Here is a 19,734-nt window from a genome sequence, read left to right on the forward strand (position 1 = left end):
CAGCCATGGAGGACGGGATGAGCAGACGGATTCGGGTGGGGGCGATCGCGCTCGCGCTCGTCGCCGGCACGATGATCACGGCGGGACCGGCGCAGGCCGCGGACCCGTTGCTGTCACAGGGAAAACTCGTGACAGCGTCGTCGTCGGGCGGGTGCTGCCCGGCGGCGAACGCGGTCGACGGCGACTCGGCGACCCGCTGGGCCAGCGCGGCTGGCGTCGATCCACAGTGGATTTACGTCGACCTCGGCGCGGCGGTGCACGTCAGCCGCGTCCGGCTGCAGTGGGACGCATCTTGTGCCACCGCCTACGAAATCGACACGTCCGCCGACCACGCCACGTGGACGAAGATCTACGCGACGACCGCGGGCAAGGGCGGCGTCGAGGACCTGACCGCCCTCGACGGCACCGGCCGGTACGTCCGGGTGTACGGCACGAAACGTTGCCGCACCGACGCGTCGAAGGGCTACTCGCTGCAGGAATTCGGCGTCTACGGCTCGGGGGGTGACGTCCGGCCGCCGTCGCCGCCCGGCACGCCGACGCTCGACGGGGTCACACCCACCAGCGCGACCATCTCCTGGACGGCGGCGACCGACGACGTCGGCGTCACGGGTTACGACGTCTACCGCGACGGCCAGCTCTGCGCGAGCACGACCGGCGCGCTGACGGCGACCTGTGGCAACCTCGGCCCGAACGGCAGCTACGGCTTCTACGTCAACGCCCGCGACGCGGCCGGGAACGTCTCGCAGGCCAGCGGCACCCTGATCGTGAAGACGCCGCCGTCCGACGACCACACGCCGCCGTCCGCGCCGTCGAACCTGCACACGACCGCGGTCAACAGCACCTCGATCGGCCTCGCGTGGACCGCGTCGACCGACGAGGTGGGGGTCGCCGGCTACCGGATCTACGACGGCGGCACGCAGATCGGGACGTCGGACACGACGAGCACCACGCTCGGCGGGCTGACCCCGAACACGGCCTACCACCTGCAGGTCCGGGCCTTCGACGGCAACGGCAACCTCAGCGAGCCGAGCACGCCGGTCCTGGACGTCACCACCACCGGCGGGTCGAGCTGCTCGCCGTCGCAGGGCGTCTGCGGCGCCACGCAGGTCGGCACCGACGACGACGTCGTGTGGGGCCTGGTGACCCTGCCGGACGGCACGATCCTCTACAACCAGCGCGACGCGCACGCGATCGTCCACCTGAACCCGAAGACCGGCGCGAAGAAGACGATCGGCACCGTGCCGAACGTGCAGAGCACCGACGGCGAAGGCGGGCTGACCGGGCTGGAGATCAACCCGGTGTCGTTCGCCTCCGACCACTGGCTCTACATCATGCACACCTCGCCGAACGACAACCGGATCGTCCGGATCAAGTACGACCCGGCCGGCGACTCGCTGACCACGAGCACCGAGCAGATCCTGCTGACGGGCATCGCGCGCAACAAGTTCCACAACGGCGGCCGGCTGCGGTTCAGCCCCGACGGCCGGTACCTGTTCGCGGGCACCGGGGACGCGCAGAACGGCGACAACGCGTCGAACACCAGCAGTCCCAACGGAAAGGTGCTGCGGATCAACCCGGACGGTTCGATCCCGGCGGACAACCCGTTCCACAACGCGGTGTGGAGCTACGGGCACCGGAACGTCCAGGGCCTGGCGTTCGACTCCCAGGGCCGGCTGTGGGAGCAGGAGTTCGGCAACAGCATCATGGACGAGACGAACCTGATCGTGAAGGGCGGCAACTTCGGCTGGCCCTCCTGTGAGGGGACGTCGGGTTCGTGCAGCGGCTCCATCGCGCCGAAGAAGACGTACCCGGTGGCGCAGGGTTCGTGCAGCGGCATCACGATCATCCGCGACGCGCTGTACGTGGCCTGCCAGCGCGGGACGCGGCTCTACCGCGCGGTGATCAGTGGCAGCTCGCTGACGAACTTCCAGACGTTCTTCAACGGCACGTACGGGCGGCTCCGCACGGTGGAGCCGGCCCCGGACGGCCAGATGTGGCTGGCGACCAGTGTGGACGGTGACAAGGACAGCACCCCGCACAACAGCCACAACAAGATCCTGCGGGTGTCGGTCGGGTAGCGGCCACCGCCCGGGCCGGGAACTCAGCCGTCCAGCAGGCGGGTCAGCGCGTCCCGGGCCTTCGTGTCCGTTTCCGCCAGCGCGGTCAGTTCCCGGGCCAAAGCCGCGAGCCAGGCCTCGACCGAGGCCGGCTTGCGGCTGATCACCACGCCCCGGACCACTTGGTGGATCTCCGCCGCGACGCCGCCGTGCGCGGCCTCGCTCAGCACCAGCACGTGGTCCGGGGTGGTCACCCGCACCGACACCGCCTGGCCGTCCCGGCGCGCGACGCGGTCGGCGAGGGTCCGGCGGCGCGCGACCTCGACCATGCCCGGTGGCAGCGCGCTGCCCAGCGTCTCCGACAGGACCCGGTGGTAGGACTCGACGTCCGCGCGGTCCGCGCGCAGGGCGGCCACCAGCAGGTGGAAGTCCAGCGCGCCCATCAGTCGGTGAGGGGCAGCACGAGCTGGGGCTTGGCGATGTGGTGGTCGGCGCGCAGCGGCTTCACCGCGGTACCGATCGCGAAGAACTCCGTCGTCTGCCCGCCCCACTGGTGGGGCAGCGAGAGCAGCTGCACCCCGACGATGCCCTCCGCCTCCAGCTGCTCCGCCTCCGCCTGCATCCGCGACATCGCCAGTTCGCGCGCGTCGTACAGCGCTTCGGTGTACTGCGGGATCTCGACGTTCTTGCCGAAGTTGCCCACCACCTGCCGGAACCGCTGGTGCGCGATGTGGTAAACGCACGTGCCCATCACCATCCCCAGCGGGGCGTAGCCGGCCTGCACCAGCGTCCAGAAGTCCTGTCCGGACAGGTCCGAAGTGAACGGCTTCCCGGCGTTGGTGCGCCATTCGCCGGGTTCCTCGGCCTTGACCGCGGTGCCGACGGCGATGAACTCGGCCAGGTCGGTGCCGAACTCCTTGAACTCGATCTCCAGGCGGACCGCGACGATGCCGTCCGCGCCGAGGACGTCCGCCTCGGTCTCCATCCGGGACATCGCCAGCTCGCGCGCGTGGTACATGGCCTGGGAAAGCCGGTCCAGCTCCTGGTTCTTGGTCCACTGGCGCCACTGGAACCCGACGTGGTAGATGCTCGAGCCCAGCACCAGCCCGAGCGGCCGGAACCCGGCTTCGCGCACGAGGAGGAACTCGTTGACGCTCAGGTCCGAGGTGAACAGGCCGGCTTTCCCGCCGGGGCGCATCTCGGTGAGCCGTCGCATCGCATCCTCGGGGATGTGGTGCTCAGCGCCGGGCGGGGCTTCGCCCTCCGGATCCCCTGGGGAAGGTGCAGGCGTCACGAAGCCTCCTCGGAACGGTTCAACGGCAGGATCTTCAGCGTGCCGGCCGGGGTCGCCGGGCCTTCGTGGAAGCGGGCGATCGCGGTGCCGATGACGGTGGCCATGGCGGCCACCGCGATGTCGTGGACCGGCCAGATGTCGAACTTCAGGTCCGAGACGATCCCGCCGTCGGCACCGCAGTCGCCGATCTCGCGGGCGAACTCGGCTCGCGCCTCGGCCCGCACGGCGGTGGCGAGTTCCGTGGCCAGGGGGATTTCGACGTTCCCGGCCCACTCGTTGACCAGGGACCGCTGCCAGTAGTCGGTGAACGCCCGGCCGGAAATGCCGACCGCGACGCGCACGGGCACCCAGCCCGCGAGCATCAGCTTGGCGACGTCCTGGCCCGGCAGGCCGGTGGTGAACGGGTGCCGCGGCCGCGGCCCGGCCTTGGCGCGCACGGCGGTGCCGAGTGCGACGAACTCCTGCGCCGCGCCATCGGGCGAAGTCACCGCGAAGTCGATCCCGAGCACGCCGTCGGCCCCGATCGCGGCCGCTTCCTCCACGAGCCGGTCGAGGGCCGTCTCGTAGCCCTCGCGCAGGATCCCCGCCAGCTGCCCGATCCGGTCGGCGGACCAGGTGTCCGTCCCCGTGAAGCCGATCTGGTGGACGACGCAGCCCATGACGTCGCCGACGGGGGTGAAGCCGGCCACGTCGGCCCCCACCGCGCCCGGCACGCTGAGCAGCGACGTCTTCGGCCCGGTGGGGGAGAACCGGTCGAAGCGCGCCTGCGTTCCCGGCGACAGGTCGCGCGATCCCCGCTCGGGCACAGGCGGCCTCCCTCCGGCACTGCTGCCATCGTGGCACGGATTCCGCCCGCGTGTCAGCGCCAGCTGTCGTCGCCGAAGCCGAGGGTCACCGGGCCGCGGCGGATCCCCGCCACCGTCTCCGACGGCAGCACTTCGTCCAGGAACGCGTACTCCGGGCTGCGGGTCCGCGCGTGCCACTGTGCGATCTCGTGCCAGCCCGGGGCCGCCAGCGCGCCGCCGAAGTGCTGCACCGACAGGCTCGCCGTCAGGCACGCGAACCGGAGGCGCTCCACCAGCGGCCAGCCCGTCAGCGTCGCGGCCACGAACCCGGCACCGAACACGTCGCCGGCGCCCGTGGCGTCCAGCACGTCGACCGGGAGCGCCGGGACCGCCGCCGTCTCGCCGGTCGTCCCGTCCACCGCCAGCACGCCCTCGCCGCCGCGGGTGATCACCGCGATCGGGACCAGGTCCGCCAGCCTGGCCAGCGCCGCTTCGGGGGTGTCCGTCCGGGTGTAGCGCAGTGCCTCGATTTCGTTCGGCAGGAAGGCGTGGCAGCACGCCAGCTGCTCCAGCAACGCCGGCGACCAGGCCTCGGACGGGTCCCAGCCGACGTCGGCGAACACGAGGCTGCCCGACTGGTGTGCGGTGTGGACCCACTCGGCCGTGTCGAGGCCGATGTGCGCCACCGTCGCCCGGCTCGGCGGCGGCGAACCGGCGAGCTCCGCGACCGGGACGGGCGGTGGGTGGCCGTGGGTGACCATCGCGCGGTCGCCCGCGTAGGCCAGCGAGACCGTCACCGGCGAGTGCCACTCCGGGAACCGCCGCGAGCGCGACAGGTCGATGCGCTCCTGCCGGGTCAGCACGTCCCAGCAGTAGCGCCCGTAGACGTCGGTGCCGAACGCCGCCGCCAGCGACGTGCGCAAGCCGAGGCGGCTCAGCGCGACCGCGAAGTTCGCGATCCCGCCCGGTCCCGAGCCCATGCCGCCCGTCCACACCTCGGTGCCCGGCGCCGGCGGGCGTTCGAGCCCGGTGAAGACCAGGTCGAAGAACAGCAGGCCGGACAGGAAGACATCGACTTCGGGTACGGGCTCAGCCGGCACAGGCGCCTCCACGGATCACGCAACGGTGGCCCGAGCCTGCGTCAGCGGCGCGAGATCCGCAAGAGCGGGGCCGCTCGAGCCGCGGAGTGCGGGCTCGGGGGCTGCTAGGGTCGCCGGATGCGGCACGGCTGTCACTCGGAGCTTCGCTCCGGGCCGGGGGCTCCGCCACCCGGACCCCCGGAAAACCTGGTGGGTCATCCGGAGGCCCCGCCACCCGGACCCCCGCAAGACGTGGTGGGTCACCCGATCGAGCAAAGCGTTTCACGATGAGGCTGGCGATCCTCGGCGGCGGCGGTTTCCGCGTGCCGCTGGTGCACGGGGCGCTGCTGGCCGGCGGTGAAGTCACCGAGCTCGTCCTGCACGACGTCGACGCCGGTCGCCTCGCGGCGATCGAACGGGTCCTGGCCGAGCAGGCCGGCGGCGCGGCGAACGCGCCGCGGGTGCGCACCACCACCGATCTCGCCGCCGCGGTGTCCGATGTGGACTTCGTGTTCTCGGCCATCCGCGTCGGCGGTCTGCGCGGCCGTCGGCTCGACGAGCAGGTCGCGCACGCGGAAGGCGTGCTGGGGCAGGAAACCGCCGGCGCGGGCGGGATCGCCTACGGACTGCGGACGGTCCCGGTCGCGGTCGCCCTCGCGCGGCTGATCGGCGAGCTGGCGCCGCGGGCGTGGGTCATCAACTTCACCAACCCCGCCGGCATGGTCACCGAAGCGATGGCCGCGCACCTCGGCGCCCGGGTGATCGGCATCTGCGACTCGCCGGCCGGGTTGTGCCGCCGCGTCGCCCGGGCCCTCGGGATCGACGCGGCGGCGGCGAAGTTCGACTACGCGGGGCTCAACCACCTCGGCTGGCTCCGCTCGGTCCGCGTCGGCGGGGAGGACGTCTTGCCGCGGTTGCTCGCCGACACCGCCGCGTGCGAGTCGTTCGAGGAGGGCAGGCTCTTCGGTGCGGACTGGCTGCGCACGCTGGGCGCGGTGCCCAACGAATACCTGCACTATTACTACTTCGCCCGCGAAGCCGCCGGTTCGGAGTCGCGCGGGGCGTTCCTTTTGGAACAGCAACGCGGCTTCTACGCGGAACCTTCGCTCGTGTCGTGGGAACGCACGCGCCTGGAACGCGAAGCGACGTACATGGCCGAGACGCGCGAGGGGGAGCGTGACGACCTCGAGGGCGGTGGCTACGAGAAGGTCGCGCTGGCCTTGATGCGCGCCCTCGCCCACGGCGAGCGCACGACGCTGATCCTCAACGTCCGCAACGGTTCCGCGCTCCCGGGCGTGCCGGGTGACGCGATCGTCGAGGTGCCGTGCGCGGTCGACGCCGGCGGCGCCCGCCCGCTCGCCACCGCGCCGCTGGCGGACCACGCGCTGGGCCTGGTGACGACGGTCAAGGCGGTCGAGCGGGCGACGATCGAGGCGGCGACGACGGGCTCGCGGGCGGCGGCGCTGCGGGCGTTCGCACTGCACCCGCTGGTCGGCTCGGTGCCGGTCGCCCGGCGGTTGCTGGACGCCTACGTCGCCGCGCACCCGGAACTCGCCTACCTCGCCTGAACCGCCGCCGTGGTGGTGAACTCCGCTTCGGCGTCGCGCTGGACGTACAGCGACCACGCCTTCTCCGCGATGTCGTCCGGATCGAGCGTTCCCACGGTGAAGCCGTGGTCCTGCGCGGTCATCATGCGGTGGATGTCGCCGCGCTCGACGAGGCCACCGATGGTCAGGATCCCGGCGTGGACGCCCGTTTCCCGCAGGGCCGCGTGCAGCGTGAGCACGTACATCCGCAGCGCCGCCGACGCCGGGGCGAGACTGCCGAGCATCGGCATCGGGTACTTGCCGCTCAGGCCGCCGGCGAACAGCAGGGAACCCGAACCGCGCGCCAGCAGGCCCGGCAGCACGGCTCCGACGAGTTTCGCCGCCGGGACCACCAGGGAATCGAAGGCCGCGCGCAGGCTGCCGGCGCCGGCCTCGGTGAGGGGCGTGATACCCCCGCCGGCCGTGGCGTCGGCCGGCCCGAAGTACACCGTGTCGATCTCGCCGGCGTCGGCGGTGATGCGGGCGAGCACGGCCCCGAGCTGGGCTTCGTCGGTCACGTCGGCCGTGTAGGTGGGGGCGGTGATCCCGGCCAGCGACGCACGGTAGTCCGCGTGCCGGGCGTCGGTGCGGGAAACCAGCGCCGTCGTGAAGCCTTCGCGGCCGAAGCGGTGGGCGATCGACAGGCCGAGCCCGGGACCGACGCCCAGGACGGCGAGCACTTTCGGCAAGGGAACCTCCTTTTGGAGAAAACTGAGACTGTCCTCAACTTAGCCACAAGTTGAGCGTGCCGTCAACTTGTCTCGAGGGTCTACAGGGGACGGTCGAGGCGGCCGTCCGGGTGTCGAAGTGCCGCAAGCCGTCGCGGTCGCGTACCTGCGCCGAATGCCGCTTCCGGTTGGCGCCACCGGCCGAGCCGGACCGGCCGTGACTGCTCCAGTCGGGTAGAACCTGTTCCAGTTTTGGGCCGCTGCGGAGATCATGGCCCTCGCCGTTCCGCGAGCGAGGAGTGCGCCATGGAAGCCGACCTGACCCGCCGTCAGCTCTTGCGCGGCAGCGCCGCCGGGGTGGGCCTCGCCGTCACCGCGGGGGTCGCGACCCCCGCCGCCGCGGCACCTCCCGGCGAGTACGACGTCGTCGTGGTCGGGTCCGGTGCGGCGGGCATGACCGCGGCGCTGACCGCCGCCAAACGCGGGCTGAGCGTCGTCGTGCTCGAGAAGGCGCCGACGTTCGGCGGCTCCGCGGCGCGCTCCGGCGCCGGCATCTGGATCCCCAACAACCCGGTCCTGCTCGCCGCCGGGGTGCCGGACACACCCGCGAAGGCCGCGCAGTACCTCGCCGCGGTCGTCGGCCCGGACGTCCCGGCCGCGCGGCAGGAAGCGTTCCTGCGCAACGGCCCGGCGATGATCGCCTTCGTCCTGGCCAACAGCCCGCTGCGGTTCCGCTTCATGGAGGGTTACAGCGACTACTACCCGGAGCTCCCGGGCGGGCTGCCGAACGGCCGGTCGATCGAGCCGGACCAGTTCGACGGGAACCTGCTGGGGGCCGAGCTGGCGAACCTGAACCCGCCCTACCTCGCCACGCCGGCCGGGCTCGTCGTCTTCAGCGCGGACTACAAGTGGCTGAACCTGGCCCTGGTGAACGCCAAGGGCGCCGCGGTCGCCGCCGAATGCCTCGCCCGCGGCACGGCCGCCGCGCTGGCCGGCCAGAAGCCGCTCACCATGGGGCAGTCGCTCGCCGCCGGCCTGCGCGTGGGCCTGCAACGGGCCGGCGTCCCGGTGCTGCTCAACACCCCGCTCGTCGACCTGAACGTCGAAAACGGCGCGGTCACCGGGGTCGTGACGCCGCAGGGGCTGGTCCGGGCGCGCCGTGGCGTGATCGTCGGCTCGGGCGGGTTCGAGCACAACGCGGCGATGCGCGCGCAGTACCAGCGGCAGCCGATCGGCACCGATTGGACGGTCGGCGCGAAGGAGAACACCGGCGACGGCCACCGCGCCGGGCAGCGCGCCGGCGCCGCCCTCGACCTGATGGACGACGCCTGGTGGGGCCCGGCCATCCCGACCCCCGGCGACCCGTACTTCTGCCTGGCCGAACGGACCCTGCCGGGCGGGCTGATCGTCAACCAGGCGGGACAGCGGTTCGTCAACGAAGCCGCGCCCTACAGCGACGTCGTGCACACGATGTACGACAAGAACCCGGCGGCGCCGGACATCCCGGCGTGGCTGATCGTCGACCAGAACTACCGCAACCGGTACCTCTTCCGCGACATCGCGCCGCTGCTGCCGTTCCCGGATGCGTGGTACGCCGCCGGTGCGGTCTTCAAGGCGTCGACCGTCCAGGACCTCGGCGCGAAGATCGGCGTGCCGCCGGCCGCGTTGAAGTCCACTGTGGACCGCTTCAACGGCTACGCCCGGTCCGGCACCGACCCCGAGTTCCGGCGCGGCGCGAGCGCGTACGACCACTACTACACGGATCCGTCGGTGCTGCCGAACTCCTGCCTCGCGCCGCTGTGGGCGGCGCCGTACTACGCCTTGCGGCTCGTCCCCGGCGACCTCGGCACGAAGGGCGGCATGCGCACGGACGCCCGGGCGCGGGTGCTGCGCCCGGACGGCTCGGTGATCCGCGGCCTGTACGCGGCCGGCAACGCGAGCGCGGCGGTGATGGGCCACAGCTACGCCGGCGCGGGGTCGACCATCGGCCCCGCCATGACGTTCGGCTACATCGCCGCGAACGACGTCTAGAACTCCTTTTCCACCAACGGAAGAACTTCGGTACCGAGGAGTTCGATGGCCCGCATGACCTCGGCGTGCGGGACGCCGGACCAGTCCATCTGCATCGCGTACCGGTCCGCGCCGGTGCGCTTGCCGACCGCGATCAGCCGCTCGGCGATCTCCTGCGGGCTGCCGACGAACAGCGCCTGCGCGCCGCGGGTGTATTCGTCGTACTCCGCGCGGGTCGGGACCGCCCAGCCGCGGGCGCGGGCGCCGTACTTCATCGTCTCGAGCCAGTACGGGTAGAAGGTTTCCTTGGCGTCCTGGGACTTCTCGGCGATGAAGCCGATCGCGCTCATGGTGACGTGCAGGTCCGCGGGGTCCTGCTCACCGGCCTCGCCGGCCTGGCGGTAGAGGTCGACCAGCGGGGCGAAGCGCTCGGGCTGCCCGCCGATCACCGCGTACACGACCGGCAGGCCGAGCAGCCCGGCGCGGATCGACGACTCGGGGTTGCCGCCGGTGCCGATCGAGATGCGCAGGCGCCTGCCGTACGGCCGGGGCAGGATCCGCGCGTTCTCCAGCGGCGGCCGGAACTTGCCGGACCAGGTGAGCGGGTCCTCGCGGTCGATGCGCAGGAGCAGGGCGAGCTTCTCCTCGAAGAGCTCGTCGTAGTCGCCGAGGTCGTTGCCGAACAGCGGGAACGACTCGGTGAACGACCCGCGCCCGGCGAGCAGTTCGGCGCGGCCGTGGCTGAGCTGGTCGAGCGTGGTGAACTGCTGGTAGACGCGGACCGGGTCCTCGGTGCTGAGCACGGTCACGGCGGAACTCAGGGTGATCTGGTTCGTGACGCTCGCGGCGGCGGCCAGCACGGTGCCCGGGCTGGAAATCGCGTATTGGTCGAGGTGGTGCTCGCCGAGGCCGTAGAAGCCGAGGCCGAGCTCGTCGGCGAGCTTGATCCGCTCGAGGGTGTTGGCCAGCGTCTGCGCGACAGTGGGCTGTTCGCCGGTGCGCGGGTCCGGCGCGCGGTCGCCGAAGCTGTAGATGCCGAGTTTCATGAAACGTTCAACTATCTCGGGCCCGGATTCGTTCCCCGGCCCCCGGTGTCAGCCGAAGCGGGCGTGGATGGCCTCGAGGTTCTTCTCCGACAGCTGCAGCGCGGCGGCGCGCAGGCTCAGGCCGTCCAGGGTGGCGACCTCGAACATGCTGGTCACCAGGGCGCGCATCCGGGCGCGGACCTTGCCGAAGGCTTCCTCGGCGTCCGCACCGACGTCGCCGAACAGCGTCCACCACCACCACGAGTTGGTCGCCGAGTTGGCGACGAAGTCCGGCACCACGCGGATGCCGCGGGCATCGAGGAGCTCTTCGGCGGCCGGGGTGACCGGCAGGTTCGCGGCCTCGACGATGAGCTGCGCGCCGATCTTGGCCTGGTTGTCGGCGTCGACGCAGTAGGAGATGGCCGCGGGCACCAGCACCTCGGCCGGCACGTCCAGCCAGGCTTCCGGCGGCAGGAGCTCGTCGCCCGGCTTGAGGTTGTCGCGGTCGATGCCGCCGAAGCGGTCGCGGTGCCGGAGCAGGTTTTCGACGTCGAGCCCGTCCGGGTTCGCGACGACCCCGCGCACGTCCGAGACGCCGACCACGCGCAGCCCGGCGTCGGCGAGGAAGCGGGCGGTGGCCCCGCCCATCGCGCCGAAGCCCTGCAGCACGACGCGGTTCGGCCGGTGGTCCAGTCCGAGCATCTCGAGCCCGGTGAGCGTGGCCTGCGCGACGCCGAGGCCGCCGACGAGCTCGTCGAGCCCCAGCCCGCCGACCTCGATCCGGAAGGCCTCCGCCAGCCGGGCGGTCGCCGCGTCGCGGTCTTCGAGCAGCGGGTAGATCGCCTGCACCGGGCTGAGCAGGCCGATTTCGGCGATGACGCCGTCGATGACGTCCTGCCGCAGCCCCAGGTCCTCGCCCATGCTCCAGTACTGCTCGATGAGCGGCCGCATGGCGCGCAGGTAGCGGGCGACGACGTCGCGGGCGCGCTCGTCGTAGGGGTCGAAGTCGATGCCGCCCTTGGCGCCGCCGAGGGGGACGTACCGGCCGTCGGGGTCGTAGTTGAGGCCTTCCTTGAGCGTCATGCTCCTGGCCAGGCCGCGGACCTCGAACAGCGAGCAGCCGCGGCGCATCCGCAGGCCCCCGCTGGCCACGCCGCGCACGAGCCGGTCGATCACCAGGTACCCGCGGCACCCGGTCACGGGGTCGGTCCACGCCACCTCGAGCAAGGCTGTTTCGGTCATCGCCCCTCCTGATCCCCCGGTCGACATCCGAGCTCGTAAGCCATCGCCTGTTCGACCCACCGGTCGCAGTCCCCGGTGGTGACGGTGCCCTGCCGGGCGACGACCTGGACGGCGAGCCCGTCGAGCAGCGCGGTCAGCCGCCACGCGGCGCCGTGCGGATCGGGGCACCGGAAGGTCCCGGCCCCGACACCCTCCGCGATCAGCGCCACGACGGCATCCCGCCACCGCAGGTCCAGCCGCTGCAGCACGGCCCGCAGGGCGGCGTCCCGCATGGCCGCGGCGCCGGCTTCGATCCACAGCTGCCAGTTGTCGTGGTGCGAGGGCCCGTACAGGGCGAGGACGGCGCGGAGCCGCTTGTCGGCGGGGCCTGCCTTGCCGAGCTCGTCGTTCAGCTTGGCCAGTTCGTGCTCGGCGGCCTGCCGGAAGGCTTCGATGACGAGCGTTTCGAGGGTCCCGAAGTGGTAGAAGATCAGCGCGGTGCTGACATCGAGTGCGTGAGCGACATCGGCGGCCCGCACGCCGGAGATGCCCCGGGAGCGAATCTGGGCGAGCGCGGCCCGCACGATCTCCTCCCGCCGCACGGCCACGGCCTTCCGCATCATGCGGCCACCGTACCGAGGGGATCGGTACGGCGGGAGGCGCCGAAGGTGGGTCCTCGGCCTGTGCGGACAGTCAGGATCGCAGGTCAGAGGGGTGATCGGCGGGGCTTCCGTCGTGACTTGGGGCGCGGACGGGTGATCGGTGGCGGCGGCCGGCGGCGCTCGGGCGCCAGGAGGAGCGGCCTGCGGTGATCGTGCGGCCGGGGCAAACGCCGCCGCGTACTTACCGAAGTCACCCACCGCCGGAGATCCGGACCGGTGCCGTCGGGAACGAAGGCCGGGGATGCCGTGCATGCGGGAGTGCCGGAGGCCGCCACCGCGGCTCCCGGCACTCCCGGCCCCTGTCTCAGGCGGTCCACTCCGGATCGCGGCCCAGGTATCGGAGCAGCGTCGCGGCCGCGTCGTCGCCGTTCGAAGGCTCCAAGGCCGGGGCGTACGCGAAGCCGCGCAGGGGCTCGGCCAGCCGGCGGGCCACCGGGAGCAGCTGCTCGGCCAGCTGCGGCGTCAGCGGGGACTCCTGGCCCGCCGCCCTGGCGATGTCCCAGGCGTGGACCGCCGCGTCCAACGCGGCCGCTCCCACCGCCACCGGGGCCGGGAGGGCTCCCTGGGGCAGGGGCGTCGGGACCGAAGGCGCGTCGAGGGCCACCGTGGCGAACGCCGCCGCCGAGGCCGCCAGAGCCGGCTCCAGGTACTCCGCCGCCGGGCCCGGGAGCTCGCCCGACGGGGCGAACGGGTTGAAGTCCGGGCCGCCCGAACCCGTGATCGCGGCCGCGTAGCCCAGCTGGTCGCCCGCCGCGTGCTGGAGGACCTGCGTCACGTTCCACTCCGCGCACGGCGTCGGCGCCGACCGGTCCGCCACACCCGCGATCGCCGACCGCAGCGCCTCGTGCGCCGCCGCCAGGACCGGCCAGGACGAGCCGCGGTTCAGGCCGGCGAAGAACCGGCGGATGTCGGCCACCAGAACGTCCGTGGCCTCGTGCGCCGCGTAGTGGCCGGCCGCGTCGCGGGGACCGCCGGAGCCCGCCGCCACGTCGTAGCTGTGCCAGCTGACGATGTTCGCGTGGTCGCGCTCGGCGAACCGCCGGATCGACCGGAAGTCGCCCGCGAACATCGCCAGGCCCGTCGGGACCGTCGTCGGGCCCTCCGGGCGCGACGCCGCGTGCGCGTCCTCGTAGTAGAAGCGGATCGACGAGCCACCGGTGCGGGTCAGCCAGTACAGCGCCACGTTCGCCAGGACGAACTCCGGGTCCAGGTGCTCGCCGAACAGCTGCGCGTTCCACGCCAGCAGGCCCAGCGGCGAGTCCGCGAGCGCGAACGCCAGCGTGTGCGGCTGCTGGCTGTGCAGTGTGTTGAAGGAGAACATGTTCTCGTAGAACCACTGCAGATGCGCCAGCGCGGCCTGGTCGGCTTCGCTCAGGTCCGCCAGCTCGGCCGGGTCGCCGGAGGGGAACGAGAACAGCTGCGTGACGTGCACCCCGACGACCTTTTCCGGCGCGATCCGGCCGATTTCCGGGGAGATCATCGACCCCGCGTCGTTGCCCACCGCGCCGTACTTCTCGTAGCCCAGGCGGCTCATCAGCTCGGTCCACGCCGCCGCCGTGCGCCGCGTGCCCCAGCCCGCCGACCGGGCCGGCCCCGAGAACCCGAAGCCCGGCAGGGACGGGATGACCAGGTGGAACGCCGGTTCGGCGGCCGACGCCGGCTCGGTCAGCGGGCCGATCACGTCGAGGTACTCCACGATCGAGCCCGGCCAGCCGTGCGTCAGCACCAGCGGTGTCGCGTCCGCCCGCGACGAGCGGACGTGCAGGAAGTGGATGGTCTCGCCGTCGATCTCCGTCACGAACTGCGGGTGCGCGTTGAGCCGCGCCTCGAACGCCCGCCAGTCGAACTTCTCCAGCCAGTACTCGGCCAGCGCGCGGACCCGCTCGTTCGTGACGCCGTACTCCGCGGGCAGCTCATCCGGCCACAGTGCCCCGCGCAGGCGGTTCTGCAGGTCGTCGAGGGCGGGCTGCGGGATCTCGGCGCGGAACGGGCGGAGGGCGGGGACCGTCATGGCTGGCTCCTTCGAGCGGGAACGGAATGCTTCGTTCCGAACTGTAGCAGACCGGAATGATCCGTTCCAGTGCTAGTCTCGGCCCATGCGCGAGACCGCCACGCCCGAGACCGCCCTGCCCGGCCGCCGCGGCCAGGCCGCCCGCAACGACATCGTCATCCTCGACGCCGCCCGCCACGTCTTCCTCGGCGACCCGAAAGCGCCGATCTCGCAGGTCGCCGAGCGCGCCGGCGTGGGCATCAGCGCGCTCTACCGCCGGTACCCGAGCAAGGAAGCCCTGCTCTGCCGCATCTGCCACGACGGACTCCTCGCCTACATCGGCGAAGCCGAGACCGCCGCGGAGGAGCGGGACGGCTGGGCGGCGCTGACCGGGTTCCTCTCCCGGGTCGTCGAACTCGACGTGCACTCCCTGACCGTCCACCTCGCCGGCACGTTCACCCCGAGCCCCGAGATGGGCCGGGACGCGCGGCGGGCGGGCGAGCTGACGAAGCAGCTGGTCGAGCGGGCGCACGAAACCGGGCGTCTGCGGCCGGACGCCGTCGCCGAAGACATCGGCATGATCCTCGAGTGCTGCGCCGCCATCCGCGTCGACGACGAAGACCGGACGTCGGAACTGCGCCGCCGGTACCTCGCGCTGCTCATCGAGGGGTTGTCGGCGAAAGGTCCGGATCTGCCGGGCCCGCCGCCGCGTCCCGGTGAGATGAACGGCCGCTGGCGTCCGGCCTGACGGCGGCGCCGGGACGCGCCCGGATGGCGGTAACGAATTCCGGGAGTGCGACGACTGATCAGCGTCGGCGGTCCGAAAAGACCTACGCAAGATCTGTCAGAGCGGCATTCCCCGGACTGGAACTGCGAGATGACGACTATGCAAAGAAGCTGGCGAAAGCCCACGATCCTGTCCGCGGTGGTCGCACTGGCCTCGGCGTTCATCGCCCTCGCCCCCGCCGCGCAGGCGGACACGCCCACCAGTTCCGTCGAAGTCAGCCCGACCACCGTGGTGCCGGGGCAGACGTTCACCATCACGCAAACCATTCACAACCCCACCGATTTCACGGTGACTTTCGCGAAGGCCGCCATTTACGGTTCGCCGACCCCGATCACCGACGTCGTCGACGTCGTGTCGTGCACCAATACGACGGCGGTCGGCTGCTTCCAGGCCGGGAGCAGTTACCGTGCCGCGTTCGGCGATCTCGAGGCCGGCGGCACGCGGACCACGGTGTGGACCTTGCGCGTCAAGGACACGGCGGCGCTCGGGTCGTTCACGCTGCAGCACCAGTTCGTCGGCGACAACTACGCCTTCGAAACCCTCGACGGCCCGGTGATCACCGTCGCCGAGCCGGTCACGCAGGCCGACGTCAAGGTCGCGCTGGGCGCCACCGGGCACGGCGGGCTGAACGCGCGCATCGACTACACCGTGACCGTGACGAACACCGGCCCGTCCGCGGCGACCGGAATCCGGGTCGTGGCCGCGTATCCGGCGGGCCTGTCGTTCGCCAGTGGCTCCGGGTGCGTCCGGGTCGGCACCACCCGGACCGTGAACTGTGACGTCGCTTCGCTGGCCAGCGGCGCGTCGGCGACGCCGAAGTTCTCGGTGAACGGCGGCCTGCTCGCGCTCGGTTCGTACACCACGACCGCGACGCGGACGGCGAGTTCGCCGGCGGATCCCAACCCCGCCAACGACAGCGCGTCGAAGACGTGCTCGGCGCTCACCGGGCTCATCGTGACCTGCTGAGGGTTCGCGAGAGGTGAACCGGGCTCGTGTCCTCCGCCAGGGATACGGGCCCGGTCCGCATTCCGGCCGATGACCGAGCCGATGACTCGGCCGGTGAAACTAGCCGGTGACCGACGCGTACAGCTTCGCGATGTCGTCGTCGAAATACGCGCTGTAGGAAACGTCCGGGGTGTCGCCGCCGAGCTGGTAACCGCCGATCACGCCGATCACCGCGCCGCCGGTCACCCACGGCCCCCCGCTGGTTCCGTCCGGAAAACCGGGGCACGCCACGCGCTGCTGGTAATCGCCGGAACGCGTGGTGTTCCCGGCGCAGACCACCGGGGAATCGGTCGTGTCGGGGTAGCCCGTGAGGGTGATCCGGTGCTCGAATCCGCGATTCGTGCCGAGCACGTTCGCGCCGGTGAGGCTTTCCAGCGAAGCCGGGTTTCCGCTCTGCCGGACGGTCAGGAACGCGAAATCCAGATCCGGGTCCGCCGACGCCGTCCAGCCGCCGGCGACGGCCACCGACGTCACCGTCCACATTCCGAAGGGCGCGACGCCGTCGTGGTAGCCGGGGGCGAAGGTCATGCCGCCCCGGACGCAGTGCGCGGCGGTCAGGACGAGGTCGCCGGCGGTGGAGTGCACGACGCTCGCCGAGCAGAAGTGGCGGCCGCCCGCGAACAGTGCCCCGACCGGGGAAGCGGCGGCGGACTTCACGGGGGCAGCCGGAGCAGCCGGGGCAGCCGAAGCAGGCGGGGTGACGGACGTGGCGACCGGAGCAGGCGCCGAAGTGGTGACCGGGACCGGCGCGCCCGCGGCGTAGGCGTCGTCGGCGGTCGTGCCGGTGCCGAGGACCAGCCCGGTCCCCATGACCAGCAACGCCGCCGCGGCCGTCAGCGCGGTGCGGGGAATCTTGATCGCCACCACTTCAGATCACCACAGCACCGCCGTATTCGCAGCGTGTGAAGCCGGATGCACAGCGATCCCACAGCGCCCGCACAGCGCCGCACAGCTGCGGGAGGCGCCGGCGTTCGATCGGCCTACCGGGGGTGCCGGGTGGCGGGGTCCCCGGCCGGCACCGCGAGGCCGCGGCGGTGCGCCCACGCCGTCACCTCGGTCCGGTTCGCGAGGCCCAGCTTGGCCAGCACGCTGCGGACGTGGCTTTCCACCGTGCGCTCGGACAGCACCAGCCGGTGGGCGATCTGGCGGCTGCGCAGGACGTCCTGCCCGCTGACCCTGACCGTCGGCCCCGAGGGCGGGGCCGCGCCACCGGGACGCTGGATCGCGCCCCGCTCGGCATGCGGGCACCCCGGCCGCTGATCGGCCGGTACGTCCGGATCGTCGTCGAGGCGGAGCTCGAGCCGCCTAGCTGACGTCCTTGGGGAGCAGGGCGGTCGCCGGGTCCGGGGCGGCGACCGCCTTGGGCCGCCGGTCGCGGAACAGCCAGCCGCCGACGATGCCGCCGGCGAACCCGACGAGGTGGCCCTGCCAGCTGACCCCTTCCTGGCTCGGCAGCAGGGACGTGAACTGGTAGGCGAAGCACAACGCCATCACCAGCCCGAGCACGATGTCGATCAGGTGCCGGTCGAAGAGCCCGCGCACGATGATGTAGCCGAAGTAGCCGAAGACCAGGCCGCTGGCGCCGACGGTGACCGAGTTCGCCGGCGAGATGAACCAGACGCCGAGGCCGCTGGCGACGATGATCAGCAGGCTGACACCGACCCACTTCTTCACCCCGCGGTAGGCGGCGAGGAAGCCGAAGATGAACAGCGGCCCCGAGTTGCCCTCGAGGTGGGTCCAGCCGTAGTGCAGGAACGGAGAGCTGAGGATCTCCGGCAGCGACCCCGGATCGCGCGCCTCGATGCCGAACTCGCGGCTCAGGCCGTAGCCGGTGGGGGCGTTGACGAGCTGGATCACCCACAGCACGGCCAGCAGGCCGACCATCACCCACAGGGCCTTCTTGGCCTCGGCGATCATCGCCTCGGCGTCGCTGCGGACCGGGCCCTCGTTCATCGCGTCCCCCTGCTCGGTTGCGCCCGAGGATAACCGGCGCACGGCCCGGACGCGGCGTTCCGGACCCAGCCGTGACCTGGCAGGGTTGGGCGCATGACGTCACACCGGCCGGAGATGGTCTTCCGGGGCCGTCGCATGCCCGGCGACCGCGCCCTGGTCATGGCCATCGTCAACCGCACGCCCGACTCCTTCTACGACAAGGGGGCGACCTTCGCCGACACCGCGGCCCTGGAGGCGGTGGACCGCGCGGTCGCCGCGGGCGCCGACATCGTGGACATCGGCGGGGTCAAGGCGGGCGAGGGCCCGGAGGTCGACGTCGACGAGGAGAGCAGGCGGGTGGTGCCGTTCGTCGCCGAGGTGCGCCGCCGCCACCCGGGGCTCGTCATCAGCGTCGACACCTGGCGCCACGAGGTCGGCCGCCAGGTCTGCGAAGCGGGCGCCGACCTCCTCAACGACACCTGGGCGGGCGCCGACCCGAAGCTGGTCGAGATCGCTGCGGAGTTCGGCGCCGGGTACGTCTGCTCCCACGTCGGGGGCATGCCGGTGCGCACGGACCCGTACCCGGAGCCGACCCCGGAGCGCCCGTTCTGGCCCCGCTACGACGACGTCGTGGCGGACGTGGTCGCCGAGCTGACAGAGGCGGCTTCACGGACGGTCGCCGCCGGCGTGCCTCGCGGCGGCGTGCTGATCGACCCGACGTTCGACTTCGGCAAGAGCACCCGCCACGGGCTGGAGCTGCTGAGACACTTCGACCGGCTGGTGGCGACGGGCTGGCCGGTGCTGGTGGCGCTGTCGAACAAGGACCTGATCGGCGAGACGCTGGACGTCGAAGCCCACGACCGCTTGGCGGGCACCCTGGCGGCCACGGCGATCGCGGCGCACGCAGGTGCGGCGGTGTTCAGGGCGCACAACGTCAGGGAGACAAGGGAAGCAGTGGAGGCGGTGGCCGGGCTGGAGTCCGTTGTGGACTGAGCCCCTCCAAACAGAGGAGCAGGGTGGTCATCCCGTCGCCTGAGGCCGTCAAATCACTTTGAGCCGGGCCCGCAACACAGAGCGCAAGGCGAGGTGCCAGCGCAGGCTTGCGGGCCCGGCTCAAAGTGATAGGCCTCAATCAGGCGACGGGATGACCACCCCGCGGCCCACCTCTCAAAAGTGAGTGGGCAGCGGCGAGGGGTGGCCATCCCAGAGCCTGCCCGTCCGGCGAGGACAGCTTTTGCTTTCTGCCGCGGCAGGGCGGGCTTTAGAACCGCTTCTTCCGCGGCAGGGCGGGTCCGACCTCCCCCGCCCCTCCGGTAGGAGTTTCAGTCGACGCTCGGGTTTGTCAAGGCGGGAAAGCGTGCCTTGACAAACCCGACCGTCGACTGAAGAGAAGGCTGGGATGAGGGGCGGGGGAGGCCTGGTGACGTCGTTGGTCAGCTTGCGCTGCCGGCCGCCGGTCTCCGATCAGGTCGCCAGTCGCCAGTCGCCAGCCGCCGGCCGCCAGCCGCCGGCCGCCGGCCGCCAGCCGCCGGCCGCCGGCCGCCAGCCGCCAGCCACCGGCCGCCTGTCAGTTCGCCGGTCGCCGGCTGCCGGCCGCCGGTCGGATCGCCGGCCGCCGGGCACAGCGAGGTGA

At 72.1% G+C, this 19,734-nt stretch carries 19 protein-coding genes; 7 read left to right on the forward strand and 12 right to left on the reverse strand.

Annotation, left to right across the window (positions count from 1 at the left end; translation table 11 throughout):
* Positions 1-17: 17 nt before the first annotated feature.
* Positions 18-2,078 (forward strand): PQQ-dependent sugar dehydrogenase, encoded by a 2,061-nt coding sequence (locus ISP_RS07285; protein ID WP_176742115.1) that lies wholly within the window; start codon positions 18-20, stop codon positions 2,076-2,078.
* 23 nt (positions 2,079-2,101) lie between these two features.
* On the opposite strand, the gene ISP_RS07290 is transcribed toward ISP_RS07285, so the two are convergent.
* The 4 genes from ISP_RS07290 to ISP_RS07305 are packed head-to-tail and all read right to left on the reverse strand — an operon-like array spanning position 2,102 to position 5,236.
* The gene (locus ISP_RS07290; protein WP_013223240.1) at positions 2,102-2,500 is read right to left on the reverse strand and encodes a hypothetical protein; all 399 of its coding nucleotides are present in this window, start codon (positions 2,498-2,500) and stop codon (positions 2,102-2,104) included.
* Positions 2,500-3,351 carry a heavy metal-binding domain-containing protein gene (locus ISP_RS07295; RefSeq protein ID WP_230468723.1) on the reverse strand — a complete coding sequence of 284 codons (852 nt, stop codon included), beginning with the start codon at positions 3,349-3,351 and terminating at the stop codon, positions 2,500-2,502. Before ISP_RS07295 ends, ISP_RS07290 begins: the two co-directional genes overlap by 1 nt.
* Positions 3,348-4,157: a heavy metal-binding domain-containing protein gene (locus ISP_RS07300; protein WP_013223242.1), complete on the reverse strand. Its 810-nt coding sequence runs from the start codon at positions 4,155-4,157 to the stop codon at positions 3,348-3,350. The genes ISP_RS07295 and ISP_RS07300 overlap by 4 nt, the downstream gene beginning before the upstream one ends.
* Before the next feature lie 53 nt (positions 4,158-4,210).
* Positions 4,211-5,236, reverse strand: a complete 1,026-nt coding sequence (locus ISP_RS07305; RefSeq protein ID WP_013223243.1) for a carbohydrate kinase family protein — start codon at positions 5,234-5,236, stop codon at positions 4,211-4,213.
* Between the two features lie 266 nt (positions 5,237-5,502).
* Between ISP_RS07305 and ISP_RS07310 the strand changes: the two genes are divergently transcribed.
* Positions 5,503-6,783 (forward strand): 6-phospho-beta-glucosidase, encoded by a 1,281-nt coding sequence (locus ISP_RS07310; protein ID WP_013223244.1) that lies wholly within the window; start codon positions 5,503-5,505, stop codon positions 6,781-6,783.
* Here the strand turns inward: ISP_RS07310 and ISP_RS07315 are convergent.
* Positions 6,771-7,490: an SDR family NAD(P)-dependent oxidoreductase gene (locus ISP_RS07315; protein ID WP_013223245.1), complete on the reverse strand. Its 720-nt coding sequence runs from the start codon at positions 7,488-7,490 to the stop codon at positions 6,771-6,773. The two genes, ISP_RS07310 and ISP_RS07315, sit on opposite strands and share 13 nt — an antisense overlap.
* 285 nt (positions 7,491-7,775) lie before the next feature.
* Here ISP_RS07315 and kstD point away from each other — a divergent pair, with 285 nt between their 5' ends.
* On the forward strand, positions 7,776-9,500 hold the full coding sequence (gene kstD, locus ISP_RS07320) for a 3-oxosteroid 1-dehydrogenase (RefSeq protein ID WP_013223246.1): 1,725 nt from the start codon (positions 7,776-7,778) through the stop codon (positions 9,498-9,500).
* Here kstD and ISP_RS07325 read toward each other — a convergent pair.
* From ISP_RS07325 to ISP_RS07340, 4 genes are all read right to left on the reverse strand, one after another.
* On the reverse strand, positions 9,497-10,525 hold the full coding sequence (locus ISP_RS07325; RefSeq protein WP_013223247.1) for an LLM class flavin-dependent oxidoreductase: 1,029 nt from the start codon (positions 10,523-10,525) through the stop codon (positions 9,497-9,499). The genes kstD and ISP_RS07325 overlap by 4 nt on opposite strands.
* Positions 10,526-10,573: 48 nt before the next feature.
* On the reverse strand, positions 10,574-11,746 hold the full coding sequence (locus ISP_RS07330; RefSeq protein WP_013223248.1) for a Glu/Leu/Phe/Val dehydrogenase dimerization domain-containing protein: 1,173 nt from the start codon (positions 11,744-11,746) through the stop codon (positions 10,574-10,576).
* Positions 11,743-12,348 (reverse strand): TetR/AcrR family transcriptional regulator, encoded by a 606-nt coding sequence (locus ISP_RS07335; RefSeq protein ID WP_013223249.1) that lies wholly within the window; start codon positions 12,346-12,348, stop codon positions 11,743-11,745. Before ISP_RS07335 ends, ISP_RS07330 begins: the two co-directional genes overlap by 4 nt.
* A 343-nt stretch (positions 12,349-12,691) precedes the next feature.
* Positions 12,692-14,398: a TIGR03086 family metal-binding protein gene (locus ISP_RS07340; RefSeq protein ID WP_013223250.1), complete on the reverse strand. Its 1,707-nt coding sequence runs from the start codon at positions 14,396-14,398 to the stop codon at positions 12,692-12,694.
* A gap of 85 nt (positions 14,399-14,483) precedes the next feature.
* Between ISP_RS07340 and ISP_RS07345 the strand changes: the two genes are divergently transcribed.
* Together ISP_RS07345 and ISP_RS07350 are read left to right on the forward strand one after the other, a co-directional pair.
* The gene (locus ISP_RS07345; RefSeq protein ID WP_013223251.1) at positions 14,484-15,125 is read left to right on the forward strand and encodes a TetR/AcrR family transcriptional regulator; all 642 of its coding nucleotides are present in this window, start codon (positions 14,484-14,486) and stop codon (positions 15,123-15,125) included.
* A 177-nt stretch (positions 15,126-15,302) separates the two neighbouring features.
* Positions 15,303-16,130: a DUF11 domain-containing protein gene (locus tag ISP_RS07350; RefSeq protein ID WP_014466656.1), complete on the forward strand. Its 828-nt coding sequence runs from the start codon at positions 15,303-15,305 to the stop codon at positions 16,128-16,130.
* A 99-nt stretch (positions 16,131-16,229) separates the two neighbouring features.
* Here ISP_RS07350 and ISP_RS07355 read toward each other — a convergent pair whose 3' ends face one another.
* A complete protein-coding gene (locus tag ISP_RS07355) occupies positions 16,230-17,036 on the reverse strand; it encodes a trypsin-like serine peptidase (protein WP_013223253.1) in 807 nt (268 codons plus the stop codon).
* A gap of 113 nt (positions 17,037-17,149) precedes the next feature.
* Positions 17,150-17,278, reverse strand: a complete 129-nt coding sequence (locus ISP_RS07360; RefSeq protein WP_230468724.1) for a helix-turn-helix domain-containing protein — start codon at positions 17,276-17,278, stop codon at positions 17,150-17,152.
* Between ISP_RS07360 and ISP_RS07365 the strand changes: the two genes are divergently transcribed.
* Entirely contained in the window at positions 17,267-17,482 is a 216-nt protein-coding gene (locus ISP_RS07365; protein ID WP_230468725.1) for a hypothetical protein, read from the forward strand. The genes ISP_RS07360 and ISP_RS07365 overlap by 12 nt on opposite strands.
* Here ISP_RS07365 and ISP_RS07370 read toward each other — a convergent pair.
* Entirely contained in the window at positions 17,475-18,122 is a 648-nt protein-coding gene (locus tag ISP_RS07370) for a rhomboid family intramembrane serine protease (RefSeq protein WP_013223255.1), read from the reverse strand. The genes ISP_RS07365 and ISP_RS07370 overlap by 8 nt on opposite strands.
* Positions 18,123-18,215: 93 nt before the next feature.
* On the opposite strand from ISP_RS07370, the gene folP reads away from it, so the two are divergent.
* Positions 18,216-19,094, forward strand: a complete 879-nt coding sequence (folP, locus tag ISP_RS07375; protein ID WP_013223256.1) for a dihydropteroate synthase — start codon at positions 18,216-18,218, stop codon at positions 19,092-19,094.
* Positions 19,095-19,734 lie beyond the last annotated feature (640 nt).

The organism is Amycolatopsis mediterranei, assembly GCF_026017845.1.
In the GTDB taxonomy this organism is placed as follows: domain Bacteria; phylum Actinomycetota; class Actinomycetes; order Mycobacteriales; family Pseudonocardiaceae; genus Amycolatopsis; species Amycolatopsis mediterranei.

Excerpts from the sequence above, each read along its gene's own strand:
- ISP_RS07285 (WP_176742115.1), top strand. The coding sequence starts at position 18 with ATGAGCAGACGGATTCGGGTGGGGGCGATCGCGCTCGCGCTCGTCGCC.
- ISP_RS07290 (WP_013223240.1), bottom strand. The coding sequence starts at position 2,500 with ATGGGCGCGCTGGACTTCCACCTGCTGGTGGCCGCCCTGCGCGCGGAC.
- ISP_RS07310 (WP_013223244.1), top strand. The coding sequence starts at position 5,503 with ATGAGGCTGGCGATCCTCGGCGGCGGCGGTTTCCGCGTGCCGCTGGTG.
- kstD (WP_013223246.1), top strand. The coding sequence starts at position 7,776 with ATGGAAGCCGACCTGACCCGCCGTCAGCTCTTGCGCGGCAGCGCCGCC.
- ISP_RS07325 (WP_013223247.1), bottom strand. The coding sequence starts at position 10,525 with ATGAAACTCGGCATCTACAGCTTCGGCGACCGCGCGCCGGACCCGCGC.
- ISP_RS07330 (WP_013223248.1), bottom strand. The coding sequence starts at position 11,746 with ATGACCGAAACAGCCTTGCTCGAGGTGGCGTGGACCGACCCCGTGACC.
- ISP_RS07335 (WP_013223249.1), bottom strand. The coding sequence starts at position 12,348 with ATGATGCGGAAGGCCGTGGCCGTGCGGCGGGAGGAGATCGTGCGGGCC.
- ISP_RS07340 (WP_013223250.1), bottom strand. The coding sequence starts at position 14,398 with ATGACGGTCCCCGCCCTCCGCCCGTTCCGCGCCGAGATCCCGCAGCCC.
- ISP_RS07345 (WP_013223251.1), top strand. The coding sequence starts at position 14,484 with ATGCGCGAGACCGCCACGCCCGAGACCGCCCTGCCCGGCCGCCGCGGC.
- ISP_RS07370 (WP_013223255.1), bottom strand. The coding sequence starts at position 18,122 with ATGAACGAGGGCCCGGTCCGCAGCGACGCCGAGGCGATGATCGCCGAG.
- folP (WP_013223256.1), top strand. The coding sequence starts at position 18,216 with ATGACGTCACACCGGCCGGAGATGGTCTTCCGGGGCCGTCGCATGCCC.